The 13,544-nt window shown below is 67.6% G+C and carries 11 protein-coding genes; 7 read left to right on the top strand and 4 right to left on the bottom strand.

Going from position 1 to position 13,544, the window contains the following annotated elements:
• Window positions 1–16: 16 nt before the first annotated feature.
• Both G524_RS0113455 and G524_RS0113450 read left to right on the top strand, forming a co-directional pair.
• Window positions 17–1,051 (top strand): glycoside hydrolase family 5 protein, encoded by a 1,035-nt coding sequence (locus G524_RS0113455; RefSeq protein ID WP_245561379.1) that lies wholly within the window; start codon window positions 17–19, stop codon window positions 1,049–1,051.
• 19 nt (window positions 1,052–1,070) lie between these two features.
• Entirely contained in the window at window positions 1,071–2,198 is a 1,128-nt protein-coding gene (locus G524_RS0113450; protein ID WP_027444158.1) for a hypothetical protein, read from the top strand.
• Between the two features lie 21 nt (window positions 2,199–2,219).
• Here G524_RS0113450 and G524_RS0113445 read toward each other — a convergent pair whose 3' ends face one another.
• Window positions 2,220–3,872, bottom strand: coding sequence for a glycoside hydrolase family 43 protein (locus tag G524_RS0113445; RefSeq protein WP_027444157.1), 1,653 nt, complete (start codon window positions 3,870–3,872; stop codon window positions 2,220–2,222).
• 96 nt (window positions 3,873–3,968) lie between these two features.
• Between G524_RS0113445 and G524_RS0113440 the strand changes: the two genes are divergently transcribed.
• From G524_RS0113440 to G524_RS0113420, 5 genes are all read left to right on the top strand, one after another.
• Complete coding sequence (locus G524_RS0113440) at window positions 3,969–5,093, top strand: fumarylacetoacetate hydrolase family protein (protein ID WP_027444156.1); 1,125 nt, start codon at window positions 3,969–3,971, stop codon at window positions 5,091–5,093.
• Window positions 5,094–5,193: 100 nt separating this feature from the next.
• Entirely contained in the window at window positions 5,194–5,952 is a 759-nt protein-coding gene (gene xylB, locus G524_RS0113435) for a D-xylose 1-dehydrogenase (protein ID WP_027444155.1), read from the top strand.
• On the top strand, window positions 5,943–6,827 hold the full coding sequence (locus tag G524_RS0113430) for an SMP-30/gluconolactonase/LRE family protein (protein WP_051221268.1): 885 nt from the start codon (window positions 5,943–5,945) through the stop codon (window positions 6,825–6,827). Before xylB ends, G524_RS0113430 begins: the two co-directional genes overlap by 10 nt.
• Window positions 6,828–6,835: 8 nt before the next feature.
• The gene (locus G524_RS0113425) at window positions 6,836–8,752 is read left to right on the top strand and encodes a sialate O-acetylesterase (protein WP_245561378.1); all 1,917 of its coding nucleotides are present in this window, start codon (window positions 6,836–6,838) and stop codon (window positions 8,750–8,752) included.
• Between the two features lie 42 nt (window positions 8,753–8,794).
• Complete coding sequence (locus G524_RS0113420) at window positions 8,795–9,649, top strand: aldose 1-epimerase (protein ID WP_036857993.1); 855 nt, start codon at window positions 8,795–8,797, stop codon at window positions 9,647–9,649.
• 2 nt (window positions 9,650–9,651) lie between these two features.
• Here the strand turns inward: G524_RS0113420 and G524_RS0113415 are convergent, their stop codons facing one another.
• Genes G524_RS0113415 through G524_RS0113405 form a run of 3 tightly spaced genes read right to left on the bottom strand, consistent with a single transcriptional unit; the run spans window position 9,652 to window position 13,541 of the window.
• Window positions 9,652–10,635, bottom strand: coding sequence for a family 43 glycosylhydrolase (locus tag G524_RS0113415; protein WP_027444151.1), 984 nt, complete (start codon window positions 10,633–10,635; stop codon window positions 9,652–9,654).
• Between the two features lie 12 nt (window positions 10,636–10,647).
• Window positions 10,648–12,432 carry an IlvD/Edd family dehydratase gene (locus G524_RS0113410; RefSeq protein ID WP_027444150.1) on the bottom strand — a complete coding sequence of 595 codons (1,785 nt, stop codon included), beginning with the start codon at window positions 12,430–12,432 and terminating at the stop codon, window positions 10,648–10,650.
• The gene (locus G524_RS0113405) at window positions 12,429–13,541 is read right to left on the bottom strand and encodes a LacI family DNA-binding transcriptional regulator (RefSeq protein ID WP_051221265.1); all 1,113 of its coding nucleotides are present in this window, start codon (window positions 13,539–13,541) and stop codon (window positions 12,429–12,431) included. The genes G524_RS0113410 and G524_RS0113405 overlap by 4 nt, the downstream gene beginning before the upstream one ends.
• Between the last annotated feature and the right edge of the window lie 3 nt (window positions 13,542–13,544).

Below are 13,544 nucleotides of genomic sequence, written 5' to 3'. Positions count from 1 at the left end.
GGGGAGAAAGATTGGCATGACACAGCGCATCCTCACCACGGCCCTTGCGGCGGTGCTGGCTCTGACCTCGGGCACCCCGGCGATGGCGGCCACTGCGCCGAGCGCGCCCCCGGCCAAGCCGCTGCCGGTGGGCACCTGCATCAACATGGGCAACACGCTCGAGCCGCCGAGTGAGGGCGCCTGGGGCGGCAGGCCGGCGCGCAAGGACGATTTCGAGCGCATCAAGGCCGCTGGCTTCGATACCGTGCGCCTGCCGGTGCGCTGGGACAACAAGTCGCTTTCCACCCCGCCCTACGCGGTCGATCCCAAGTGGATGGACCGGGTGCAGCAGATCGTCGACTGGGCGCTCGGCGCCGGGCTCAACGTCATCCTCAACAGCCACCATTTCGATCCGATCCATGAGGACCCGCTCGCCGTGGCCGAATGGCACGGCGGGGTGTGGCAGCAGATCGCCGCGCGCTTCAAGGACTATCCCGAGGACAGGCTGTGGTTCGAGCTCGAGAACGAGCCGCACAAGAACTTCAACCACACCAACCTGCTTGCCACCCTCGCCCCGGCACTCAAGGCGGTGCGGGCGCTCCACCCCACCCGGGCGGTGATCATCGGCGGCGAGAACTGGAGCGGGATCAGGTCGCTGGAAACGCTGCCCCTGCCCGATGATCCCAACGTCTATCCCACCTTCCACTATTACGATCCCTTCACCTACACCCACCAGGGCGCCGAATGGACCGCGCCCGACATCCCGCCGGTGGGCCGCGCCTTTCCCACCACCGAGGATGCCGCGCAGCTGGCCCGCGACGTGCTGGCAATCGAGGCGTTCAAGGCGCGCACCGGGCGGGTTCCCTTCATGGGCGAAGTCGGCGCCTTTGATCGCCACATCCCGCTGGCGGACCGGGTCAAGTATCACCGCATGATCACCGATGCCTTCGCCCCCACCGGGATCGGCATCTGCGTGTGGGCCTATGCCAACACCTTCCCCTTCTATGACCTTGACAAGGGCCGCTGGCTGCCCGGTTTACGCGGCGCGCTGGGGCTCAAGGAAAGCGAGTGAGCGCAGGGAGACAAGCAGCATGACCACGAACCGCATCCTTCTGTTCGCCGGGGCCGCCCTCATGGCCCTCGCAGGCCCGCTGGCGGCCAAGCTGCCGCCCGAACTGGCTGCCCTCGATGCCGAGACGCCGGGCGATCTCATCAACGATCCCAGCCGGATCGACTGGACCAGCTATGGCGAGAATTACGAGACCACCGGGCGCCAGGCCGCGGACATCCCCGGCGGCGGTGCCGCGCGGGTGTTCACCATCAAGGAGCGCGGCGCCTTTCCCTACACGGTGGCTGCCAATGTGCCCTTGCTGAGCGAGATCAAGCCGGGCGAGCAGGTGACGGTGGGCTTCTATGCCCGCACGCTGGCGAGCGAACGCAGTGATGGCAAGGGCATCATCGGGGTGCGCTTCCAGGAAAACGCCGCCCCCTATGGCGGCTTTGGTGACAGCAATGTGCTGATCGGCAGCGACTGGGAGTGGTACGAGGTCAGCGCTCGTGCCGACAAGCGCATCCGCCGCGCTGATGCGATCGTCGCCCTGCAACTCGCCGGCGCCCGCCAGACGCTCGAAATCGGCCAGACGATCGTGGTGAAGAACGCCGCGAGCATCGCCGCCAAGGCCAATCTGGCCGCCACCTCGCCGCAGCCCAGCCTCAAGGACCCGGCCACGATCGAGATGCCCGATGCGCTGCGCAGCGCGGGGCAGCTGGTCAACGATCCCACCAACCGCAGCTGGGGCAGCGGCGGCCCAGCGGGCACCTGGCAGGATCTCGACATGCCCGAGATCTGGCTCAAGAAGGCAACCCGCTTCACCACCAATGCCGTGGGCGAGAACCGCTGGGACCTGAGCACCACGATCCCGATCACCACCGCCATTTCCGAGGGCGACAGCTTCACCGTGGCGGTGATCGCGCGCACCATCAGCGCCGAGACCGAGGATGGCAAGGGGCTGATCTATGCCCGCATCCAGGGGGCCTTTCCGCCCTATGAGGGCTTTGGCGACAAGGTCTTCAAGATCGGCGAGCGCTGGCAGATGGTCAATCTGCCCTTCACCGCCACCCGCGGCTTTGGCCCCGGCGATGCGGCGGTGGCGCTCCACTTCGCCGCGGCCAGGCAAAGCGTGGAGATCGGCCCGGTCTATGTGTTCAAGACCAATTGAGGCCGCCCCTCGCCTGCCCTGTCAGCCAGAGGCATGGGCATAGGGGCCAACCACCAGCCCGGTGAACAACCCGGCATGAACCGAGGCAAGCGGTTCAACATCGATCGGCCCACCGAGGGCCTGCCAGGCGGCTGAGGCGTCGGCGCGCCACAGCACCCGGGCCGTGCCGCCATCAAGTTCGAGCCGCAATTCGATCGGGCCGGGGGTGGTGAGCGGCGCTTGGGCGATGATCTCGCCCTGCGCGCTCTCGCCCGCGGCCTTGCGCAGACGCACCACCAGGCGCGCGCCCTCCTTGCCGGCGGCGAGAAAGTGGTGCTCGTCCATGAAGGCGAGCAACCCGGCAAAATCCCCCCGCCGCTCGGGCGCGAAGGCGAACCGGGTGACAAAGGCGGCGCGGTGGTGGCGCAAGCGCCGGCCGATGAAGGCCGGCTTGCCCAGGCTGCCCGCCGCGGCGCTGCCCGCCGCGACCCGCAGCGCCCCGTCATCCGTTGCGATCAGCGCACGCGGCCCGGGGGTGCGCAGGCCGATCCATTCCGGGCCGAGCGGACCATCGAACTCCTCGCGCCAGCTGTCCCATGCCGAAGGCGCGGACTGCGGCAGGCGCGGGCGCTCCAGCACCAGCGGCACCGGCTCGCCGCGATCGAGAAAGCGCGGCCAGCCATCCTTCCAGCGCAGCGGCAGCAAGAAGGTCTCGCGCCCCATCAGCGTCGATTGCCCGGCAAAGGGCCTGGTCGCAAGGAACAGCCCCCACCACGTGCCATCATCGAGCTGGACAATATCGGCATGGCCGGTCGCCTCGATGCGGTCGGGACGGCTGGGCGGCAGATCGCGCTGGGTGAGGATCGGGTTGAACGGCCCCGGCACATAGGGCCCGGTGATCTTGCGCGCGCGGTAGATCGTCTGCGAATGCTGGTCTGCCGTGCCGCCCTCGGCCGCGAGCAGATAATACCACCCGCCAACCTTGTAGATATGCGGCCCTTCGGCCCAGATCGGGTTGGCCTTGGGATCGACCCCGCCATCGACCAGCAGGGTGCGCTCGGGCAGCACCTGCATGGCCTCGGGATCGAAGCGCTGGAGCCACAGGGCGCGGTGGCCCTCATAGCGCGGCGGACCCGGGGGCGCATCATTATAGACGATCCAGGCGCTGCCATCCGCATCGAAGAACAGCGACGGGTCGATCCCGCCGAAATCGAGCCATTTGGGATCGCTCCACGGCCCGGCCGGATCGTCGGCGGTGATGACGAAATTGCCGCCGCAATCGATGCAGGTGTTGACGATCCAGAACCTGCCCTGATGATGAGTGATCGCCGGGGCAAAGAGCCCGCGATTGGTGCCCAGCCCGCTGAAATCGAGCTGGCCCGGCCGATCAATGGCATTGCCGATCACCCGCCAGTTGACGAGATCGGTGCTGTGGAAGATCGGCAGGCCTGGAAACCAGCTGAAGGTGGAGGTGACGGCATAGAAATCCTTGCCCACGCGCACGATTGAAGGATCGGGGTGAAAGCCCGGGATCACCGGATTGCGGTAAGTGCCCTCGCCCAGCGGCTGGGCAGGCTCGAGCGATTCGTAGGCAAGATAGTCGAACCGGGCCGCGGAGCCGCCCGCGCTTGCTGCCGATGGCAGCCCCAGCACCGCCGCTGCCACCCCCACCTTCATCGCCCATCCCATCCGCATCTGCGTCCTCCCGAAATTTGCCTTGTGCTTGGGGCTTGCCGGCCCGTGATTGCCTGTTTATGGTAGCGCTATCAGAGAGGAGGGCAAGAGCCAGCAATGGCCGTTGATGTTTTGAGCAGCCTGCCGGCGGACTATCTGCACGGCCATTTCATCGGGCGCGCACAATCGCCCGCTGGCCCCTGCGTGATCACCATCGCCGAGGGCATGATCCACGATCTCACCGCCGAGGCGGCCACCGTATCCGGGGCGATTGCGCGCCGGGTGCTGCGCGGCGGCGCGCTGATCGGCCCGGTCGAGCGGGGCCTGCCCGAGGGCTGGCAGCTGCTTGCCCCGATCGATCTCCAGGCGATCAAGGCGAGCGGGGTGACCTTTGCGGTCTCGGCGATCGAGCGCGTGATCGAGGAGCGCGCCCGCGGCGATGCGGCCCGGGCCGCGGAAATCCGCGCCCAGCTCGAGGACAAGATCGGCGCCGGGATCCGCGCCGTGGTGCCCGGCAGCGCCGCGGCCGAACAGCTCAAGGCCGCCCTGATTGCCGAGGGCATGTGGTCGCAATATCTCGAGGTGGCGATCGGGCCGGATGCGGAAATCTTCTCCAAGGCGCCGGTGCTCTCGGCGGTCGGCACCGGGGCGATGGTGGGGGTGCGCTCGGATTCGCACTGGAACAATCCCGAGCCCGAAGTGGTGCTGGTGTGCGATCCCCACGGCGCGGTGCTCGGCGCGACGCTTGGCAATGATGTCAACCTGCGCGATTTTGAGGGGCGTTCGGCGCTGCTCCTGTCCAAGGCCAAGGACAACAACGCCTCCTGCGCGATCGGCCCCTTCATCCGCCTGTTCGATGATGGCTTTACCATCGATGACGTGCGCCGGGCCGAGATCGAGCTCGTCATCGAGGGCGCCGATGGCTATCGGCTCGAAGGGCGCAACGTCATGGCCGAGATCAGCCGCGATCCGCTCGAGCTGGTGGCACAGTGCCTTTCAGAGCATCACTATCCTGATGGCTTCGTGCTGTTCTGCGGCACGCTGTTCGCGCCGACGCAGGATCGCGATCAGCCCGGCGCGGGCTTCACCCACAAGCCGGGCGATGTGGTGACGATCCGCGCCGACCGGCTCGGCACGCTCACCAACACGGTGACCACCTCGCGCGAGGCGCCGCCCTGGATCATCGGGATCGCGGCCTTCGCCCGCAACCTTGCCGAGCGCGGCCTGATCGCGGCGATCTGACGGCAGATGACGAATTGACACGGCGGGCCGGTGACCAATCATCCGGGCCGCGATTGAGGGATGGGGACAGCAATTGAAGGCGCATTCAAGCAGCGCAGGCGTGCACAGCGCGATCTATCCGAGCCTCGTGGGGCGCAAGGTGATCGTGAGCGGCGGCGGATCGGGGATCGGCGAGGCGGTGGTTGAGGCCTTTGCGCGGCAGGGCGCGGCGGTGGCCTTTGTCGATATCCAGGAAGATCCCAGTGCGGAGCTGATCCGGCGACTCGCCGATGTCGATATTCCGCCCCACTTCATCCGCTGCGATATCACCGATTGTGCCGATTACGGGCACAAGATCGGCAAGCTCATCGCCCATCTGGGCGGCTGCGACGTGCTCATCAACAACGCTGCCAATGATGATCGCCACAGCTTCGAGGAGGTGACCCCGGCCTATTGGGACGAGCGGATCGCGGTGAACCTGAAGCACCAGTTCTTTGCGGCCAAGGCGGTGGTGCCGGCGATGCGCGCCGCCGGGGGCGGATCGATCGTCAACCTCGGTTCCATCAGCTGGCACCTGGGGCTCAAGGACCTCGTCGTCTATCAGACCGCCAAGGCTGCGATCGAGGGGCTGACCCGCAGCCTCGCACGCGAGCTGGGGCGCGACAACATCCGGGTCAACACCATCATTCCCGGCAATGTCCAGACCCCGCGGCAGATGAAGTGGTATTCGCCCGAGGCCGAGGCCGAGATCGTCGCCGCCCAGTGCCTCGATGGGCGCATCCAGCCCGCCGATATCGCCGCCATGGCGCTGTTCCTGGCCGCCGATGATTCGCGCTTCTGCACCGCGCACAATTACTGGGTGGATGCCGGATGGAGATGAACCTGCAGGTGCGCCAGGCGCTCGCCGCCGATTGCCTGCTGGGCGAAGGCGTGGTGTGGGATGCGGCGCGCGGGATCGTCTGGTTTGTCGATATCAAGCGCCAGCGGCTGTGGCACTTCGATCCGGCCAATGGCAGCAATGGCTACACGCAAGCCCCGGCCCAGATCGGCTGGGCTCTACCGGCCGAAGGCGGGCTCTTGCTGTGCGGCCTCAAGGACGGGCTTTACACCTTCGCGCCCGAGCGCGAGGTCTTCACCCGCCTTGGCCCCGTGCCGGGGGAGCCGGCCGGCAACCGGCTCAACGATGCCTGCACCGACCCCTGGGGCCGGGTGTGGTTCGGCTCGATGGATGATGGCGAGAGCGCTGCCTCGGGCCGGTTCTACGTGTTCGATCGCGGCACCATCCGCGCGGCAGGCCCTGCCGGCATTGCCATCACCAACGGCCCGGCGGTCAATGCCGCGGGCACGCGAATCTATTTCACCGACACCCTCGGCCAGAAGATCTTCGTCGCCGATCTGTCAGCGGCAGGCGCAGGCGAGCCGCGCCTCTTTGCCGACATAGGCGCGCTGTTTCCCGAGGCCTATCCCGATGGCCCGGTGATCGATGCCGAAGATCACCTGTGGACCGGGCTTTACCATGGCAGCTGCCTCGCGCGCTTTGCCCCGGATGGGACGCTGGTGGCGACGCAGGCCATGCCCGCGCGCGACATCACCAAGCTTGCCTTTGGCGGGGCCGACCTCAAGACCGGGTTCGTCACCACGGCAACCAAGAACATGAGCGGGCGCGACATGGTGCACATGCCCCAGGCAGGCAGCCTGTTTGCCTTTGATGCGCCGGTGGCCGGGTTCGCTCAGCCGATTGCTCGGCTGGGATGAGGCCTGCGGTGGCCAGAACCGCGCTCTCCGCCCTCGCGCTCGGGCTGGCGCTGGGGATGCCGATCACCGCGCAGGCCAGTCCTGCGCTCGATCCGGGCTATGGCGCGGGGATGGTGCTGCAGGCGGGCATGCCGGTGGTTCTTTCCGGCACCACCGATCCGGGCGCCAGGGTGACGGCGCAGCTCGATACGATCAGCGCAGAGGCCGAGGCCGATGCCGAAGGTCGCTTCGTCCTCACCCTGCCCGCCCAACCGGCGAGCACCACCCCGCGCGTGCTGACGCTGCGCGATGCACGCGGCGCCACCATCCTTGCCAATATCCTCATCGGCAATGTGTTTCTGTGCGGGGGCCAGTCGAACATGGAGCTGCCGGTCACCCGCGCGCTCGATGCCGACACCCAGCTTGCCCGCGCGGCGGATGACAATATCCGCCTGCTGATGGTGCCCAAGGCCACCGCGCCATTGCCGCAGCGCAGCCTTGCCGCACCGGCGCGCTGGCAGGCCGCCACGCGCGAAAGCGTCGCGCCCTTCTCCGCCGCCTGTTTCTATCTGGCCAAGGCGCTGCGCCGCAGGGATCCGGCCACCCCGGTGGGCTTGATCCACGCCAATTGGGGCGGCAGCGCCGCGCGGGCCTGGCTCGATCCCGAAGCCGTGGGCGCGCTTTACGGGCCGGAGGCGCGCGAGCTGCTGGCGCTCTTTGCCCGCGATCCGCTCGCCGCCACCCGCGCCTTTGCCCCGCAGTGGCTGGCCTGGTGGCGCCGCGAAAATGGCGGGCGCGAGCCATGGCGCAGGCCCGATGCGCTCACCTGGCGGCCGATCCCGCAATTTTCCTTCTGGAACGATTGGAAAGGCACCGGACTCGACACCAACCCGCGCGCCAATGTGTGGCTGCGCCAGACCCTCACCCTCACCCCGGCGCAGGCGCGGGGCGATGGCACGCTGGCCATCGGCGCGATCGATGACATGGACTTCACCTTCGTCAATGGCGAACCGGTGGGCTATACCTTCGGTTGGGGGGTGGAACGGCACTACCGCGTGCCCGCGCGGCTGCTGCGCCCCGGGCGCAACGAGATCCTGATCGCCGCCAACAATGCCTGGGACACCGGCGGCTTCAATGCCGGCCCGGAGCGGCTCTTTTTCACCGCCGCCAATGGCGAGAAGGTGCCATTGGGGGCCGATTGGCGCTATTGGCTGAGCCCGGTGCAAGGCGTGCCGCCGCGCGCGCCCTGGGATGCCAATGCCGGGCTGGGGGTGATGCACAATGCCATGATCGCGCCGCTGGGCGCAATGCGGCTCGCGGCGGTGGCGTGGTACCAGGGCGAATCCGATGTCGGCCAGCCCGGCTATGCGGCGCGCCTCGCCCAGCTTTTTGCGGGCTGGCGCCGCCAGTTCGGGCCTGAGGTGCGGATGCTGGTGGTGCAGCTGGCCGATTTCGGCGAGCGCCGCAGCACCCCGGGCGAATCCGACTGGGCCGAGCTGCGCGAGGCGCAGCGCCGGGCGGTCGCCTCTGACCCTGCGGCCGCGCTCGTCAGCGCGATCGACCTTGGCGAGCCGAGCGACATTCATCCCGCCAACAAGAACGTGCTCGGCGAAAGGCTGGCCGCAGCCTTTGCCGGGCGCGCCATGCCCATGCCCCTTCGCGCTGTGAGCCGGGGAGGCGAGATCGAAGTGGCCTTTTCCGGGCTAATGGGATCGCTGACAGTCCACAGCGGCCCCTATCCGCTTGGCATCGAACTGTGCGAGGCTACGCCCGGCACCTGCCGCTTCGTGCTCGCCCGGGCCGAAGGGCAGCGCCTCGTCATTCCCGTGCCCGAGGGCATGGCCCCCACCCGTGTCCGCCACGCCTGGGCCGATGCGCCGGTGGTCAACCTCTATGACGAAAGCGGGCTGCCGATCCCGGGCTTTGAACTGGCCATCACGCGGTGAGATGTCCCACTAGGCCGCAAGCATCAGCGCGGGGGCAAGCTGATGGCTGATCTCGCGCTTGCCCGCGGGGCCTGGCGCGCGCAGGTGAGGGCCGAAGCGGGGCTGATTGGCGCGCTGTCGCATGGCGGGGTGCCGCTGCTGCGCAGCATGGACGAGGATGCAATCTCCCCGCTCGCCGCTGCCTGCTTTGCCATGGTGCCCTGGTGCAATCGCATCGCCGAGGGGCGCTTTGTCTGGGCGGGCAGAGAGGTGCGCCTTGCCCCCAATTTTGCGCCCGAGCCGCACGCCATCCATGGGCATGGCTGGCAAGCACGATGGCAGGTGGAGGAAAGCAGCGAAAATCGCTGCGTCCTCGTCCATCGCCACCCTGGCTCCGAGAATGGCGGGGCATGGCCCTGGCCCTATGTCGCGCGCCAGACGCTCACGCTTGACGGGGCGGGCTGCACGCTTTCGCTGGCGCTCACCAGTCTGGCCGGCGAGGCGGTGCCGGCGGGGCTGGGCCTTCACCCCTATCTGCGCCGCCGGGCCGAGACCCGCCTTGCCTTCAACGCGTCAGGCTGTCTTGCCGTTGGCGCCGACATGATCCCCACCGGGGCCGTGCGTACGCCTGATTGCTTTGCCGATTTCGCCGTGCCCGGCGGCGCGCCGCTGGCCGCGCAAACCACCGACCATTGCTTTACCGGCTGGGATGGGCGCGCGGCAATCGCGGACGATCTGGGCGTGATCGTGCTCACCGCAAGCGGCGCGCCCTTCCTGCATCTCTACGCCCCGGCGGGGAGCGATACGCTGTGCCTTGAACCCTGCAGCCACGCGCCCGATGCGATGAATGCCGGCGGCATGCCGCTGATTGCCCCCGGTGCGACGCGGGAATTGGCGCTTCGGATCACGCGCGGCTGAGCCTATTCGGGCGGCGGCGCGGTGACCCCGGCGGCGGTCTGGATGACCGGGCGCATCAGCCCGTTCTCATCATAGGCAAGATGCTCCACCGTCACCGCCCGACGCCCCAGCGCGCCCTTGCGCGTGCCGATGGTGAGCGCGGCATTGTGCAGGAAGATATACCAGCGCCCGCGATATTCCACGATCCCGGGGTGGATGGTGAAACTGCCCTCGCCCGATCCGGTCAGCTCGCCGCGATAGGTCCAGGGGCCGAGCGGATGGGGCGCCGTGGCGTAAGAAACGCGCTCGTCGCTGTGGCGGGAGCGTTCAAGCGAGGCATAGGTGAGGTAATAGATATCGCCGCGCTTGTGCAGCCAGGGGCCTTCCTCGAAATGCGGCGGGGTGATCTCGGTGATCGGCCCGTCGATGCTGATCATGTCGGCGCCGAGGCGGGCGATATAGCAATGCCGATTGCCCCAGGCGATCCAGGTGGTGCCGTCATCATCGGTGAACACCGTGGGATCGATATCCTCCCAGCTGTGGGTGCCCTTGGGGGTCATGTCATTGGTAATGAGCGCTGCCCCCTTGGCATCGACAAAGGGGCCTTCGGGCCGATTGGCCACCGCCACGCCAATGGCCTTGCCCGGACGCGTCGCGTCATGTTCGACCGCGGCATAGAGCCAGAAGCGGCCGTGCTTTGCGATCACCTGCGCGGCCCAGGCATCCTTCATCGCCCAGGCAAAGTCACCCACCCGCATGATCGGGCCATGAAAGTTCCAGGTGCGCAGGTCGGTGGTGGAATAGGCGAGCCATTCCTTCATGGTGAACATCTCGCCGTCCGCCGCTTCGTCATGGCCGGTGTAAAGCCACAGCCGCCCGCCGATCACCACCGGGGCCGGATCGGCGGTGAAGCGATCGCGGATGATGGGGTTGGCGCCCGGGGGAAGTTCCTCGGCAAAGGCTGCCGCGGGCGCTAACAGGCACAGGAGAGGCAGAAAAGCGCGCATCGCCCACCAGCCCTAATGATTGTGCCGCGGCAGGCAGCGCGCCGTGCCGCGATATTTGAGCGCGAACTCCATCACCCCGCCAGTCGCCAATTGCCCGGTCTTCTCGCGGTAGAGTTCCTCCCACGGGGTCTGGCTTTCGGGCACCGGCGGGCAGGGCTCCTCGGCCTTGCGCCGGGCGATCTCGGCCTCGTCCACCAGCGCATCGCAGCGGCGCTGGTTGAGATCAATGCGGATGATATCGCCGGTGCGCAGCCAACTGAGGCCCCCGCCGACCGCACTTTCGGGGCTGACGTTTAGGATCGAGGGGCTGTCGCTGGTGCCCGACTGGCGCCCGTCGCCGAGCGTGGGCAGCCACGGCTTGCCGGCGCGGATCATGGCATCGGGCGGCTGCATGTTGACCACCTCGGCGCTGCCCGGCCAGCCGATCACCCCCGACCCGCGGATCACCAGGATGCAATCCTCATCGATGGCAAGATCGGGATCGTTGATGCGGTGGTGATAATCCTCCGAGCCATCGAACACGATCGCGCGTGCCTCGAACACGCCTTCCTTGCCGGGCCGCGAGAGATAGCGCTGGCGGAATTCCGGGCCGATCACGCTGGTCTTGAGAATGGCAAAATCGAACAGGTTGCCGCTCAGCACCATGAAGCCGGCCTTCTCCATCAGCGGCGCGGCAAAGGGGCGGATCATCTCGCGATCCCGGCTTTCGCAGCCTGCGAGGTTCTCGGCCATGGTGCGGCCCGTGCAGGTGAGGCAATCGCCGTGCAGGCGACCGGCCTCGAGCAGCTCCCACATCGCCGCCGGCACCCCGCCGGCGCGGTGGAAACGCTCGCCCAGATATTTGCCTGCAGGCTGCATGTTGACCAGCAGCGGCAGATCATAGCCATGGGTCTGCCACACCTCCGGCTCAAGCGGCACCCCGGCATGGGCCGCCATCGCCTGGATGTGCGGCTGGGCGTTGGACGAACCCCCGATCACGCTGACCGTGGCAATCGCGTTCTCGAACGCCTTGCGGGTGAGGATGTCCGAGGGCTTCAGATCCTCGTGCACCATTTCCACGATCCGCCTTCCGGTGCGATAGGCCATCTGCCCGCGCTCGCGATAGGGCGCCGGAATGGCGGCGCAGCCAGTGAGCGACAGGCCGAGCGCTTCGGCCACGGCGTTCATGGTGCTGGCCGTGCCCATCGAATTGCAATGCCCGGCGGAAGGCGCGCTGCCGGTGGCGAGCTTGAGGAACTCCTCCTCGTCGATCTCCCCGGCAGCAAGCTTGCGGCGGCTGCGCCAGATCACCGTGCCCGAGCCGACCAGTTCGCCCTCGTGCCAGCCGTCGAGCATCGGCCCGCCGGAGAGCACGATCGCCGGGATATCGACGGTCGAGGCAGCCATGATCTGGCTCGGCGTGGTCTTGTCGCAGCCGGTGGTCAGCACCACGCCATCAAGCGGATAGCCGTTGAGCAATTCAACGAGGCCAAGATAGAGCAGGTTGCGATCAAGCGCGGCGGTGGGCCTGCGGCAATTCTCGAAGATCGGGTGAACCGGAAACTCGATCGGAATCCCGCCGGCATCGCGGATCCCGTCGCGCACCCGCCGGGCCAGTTCCACATGGATGCGGTTGCAGGGGGAAAGATCGCTGCCCGATTGGGCAATGCCGATGATCGGCTTGCCCGATTGCAACTCCTCGGGCGTCACCCCGTAATTCATGAAACGTTCGAGGTAGAGCGCGGTCATGTCCATGCGATCGCGGTTGTCGAACCAGTCGCGCGAGCGCAGGCGCCGGGGTGAGGATGGTTTGGTCATGGACTCCCTGGAGGTTGGCTGAAAGAGGCAGCGAGGCTCGGCCCCGCATCGGAATTGCGGCGGATCAGCTGATAGGCGAGCGTGATCTGCTCGGGCTTCGCCCGTGCGCTGCGCCCCTTCTGCTTGTGGACGCGCGCGATCATCGCCACCGCTTCGGCGGTCATTTCGCGGATCGGCTGGCGAATGGTGGTAAGCTCGGGCCAGATCGAGCTGGCAAGTTCGGTATCGTCAAAGCCGCACACGGTGATGTCGCCGGGCACGTCGAGATGGCGCCGATGCGCCATGGCGACCGTGGCGGCGGCCATGTCGTCGTTCGAGGCGAAGATCGCGGTGGGCGGATGGGGCAGGCTCAGCAAGCGTTCCGCCGCCACCATGCCCGAGCGATAGGTGAACAGGCCCTGGGCGATCAGGTTTTCATCGATCGCAAGGCCCGCATCCTTCATCGCCGCGCGATAGCCGAGCAGGCGCCGCCCCGAGGCGACCTGTTCGGGATTGCCGATGATGAAGCCGATGCGTTCGTGCCCCAGGCTGATGATGTGCCGGGTCATGTCATAGGCGGCCTGGAATTCGTCGATCAGCACTGCCCCATGGCTGCCACTGGCCTTGCCCGGGCCAACCGCGACCGCAATTCCGCCCTGCGAGCGGATGAGATCGAGCACGCTCTGATCGTCGCACAACGGCGGGGGCAGGATGAAGCCCTCGATCCCGCCATCGAGCAGCTTCTTGATCACCGCGTGGGATTCGGCCGCATCCTCGCAGGCCTGCACCACCAGATAGATATCGCGGCGGCTGGCCTCCTCGAGCGCGCCCATCAGGAACTCGCTCAAATAGGAGGCCGAGGGGTTGTCGAACAGGAGCGCGATGCGCAGCTGCGATCCGGCGGCGAGTGAACGCGCCGCGCGGTTGGGCACGTAATTGAGCTTGGCGATCGCGGCGAGCACCTTCTTTTTGGTGTCCTCGCGCACGTTCTCCTCGCCATTGATGACCCTGCTCACCGTCATCGGCGAGCATTGCGCCTCGCGGGCGACATCGGTGATGGTGGGCGCGGCGTTGGAACGGCGCGCGCTGCGCTTGCGGCCCTGGGCGGGCGTCTGGGGCTTGCTGATCATGGC

Source organism: Erythrobacter cryptus DSM 12079 (assembly GCF_000422985.1).
Classification (GTDB): Bacteria; Pseudomonadota; Alphaproteobacteria; order Sphingomonadales; family Sphingomonadaceae; genus Erythrobacter; species Erythrobacter cryptus.
Note: the sequence above shows the minus strand (reverse complement) of the source record. Positions and strands in the feature narration are given on the sequence as shown.

Coding starts and splice junctions, on each gene's coding strand:
- G524_RS0113440 (WP_027444156.1), top strand. CDS start 3,969: ATGGCCGTTGATGTTTTGAGCAGCCTGCCGGCGGACTATCTGCACGGC.
- G524_RS0113405 (WP_051221265.1), bottom strand. CDS start 13,541: ATGATCAGCAAGCCCCAGACGCCCGCCCAGGGCCGCAAGCGCAGCGCG.
- G524_RS0113450 (WP_027444158.1), top strand. CDS start 1,071: ATGACCACGAACCGCATCCTTCTGTTCGCCGGGGCCGCCCTCATGGCC.
- G524_RS0113455 (WP_245561379.1), top strand. CDS start 17: ATGACACAGCGCATCCTCACCACGGCCCTTGCGGCGGTGCTGGCTCTG.
- G524_RS0113445 (WP_027444157.1), bottom strand. CDS start 3,872: ATGCGGATGGGATGGGCGATGAAGGTGGGGGTGGCAGCGGCGGTGCTG.
- G524_RS0113420 (WP_036857993.1), top strand. CDS start 8,795: ATGGCTGATCTCGCGCTTGCCCGCGGGGCCTGGCGCGCGCAGGTGAGG.
- G524_RS0113415 (WP_027444151.1), bottom strand. CDS start 10,635: ATGCGCGCTTTTCTGCCTCTCCTGTGCCTGTTAGCGCCCGCGGCAGCC.
- G524_RS0113430 (WP_051221268.1), top strand. CDS start 5,943: ATGGAGATGAACCTGCAGGTGCGCCAGGCGCTCGCCGCCGATTGCCTG.
- G524_RS0113410 (WP_027444150.1), bottom strand. CDS start 12,432: ATGACCAAACCATCCTCACCCCGGCGCCTGCGCTCGCGCGACTGGTTC.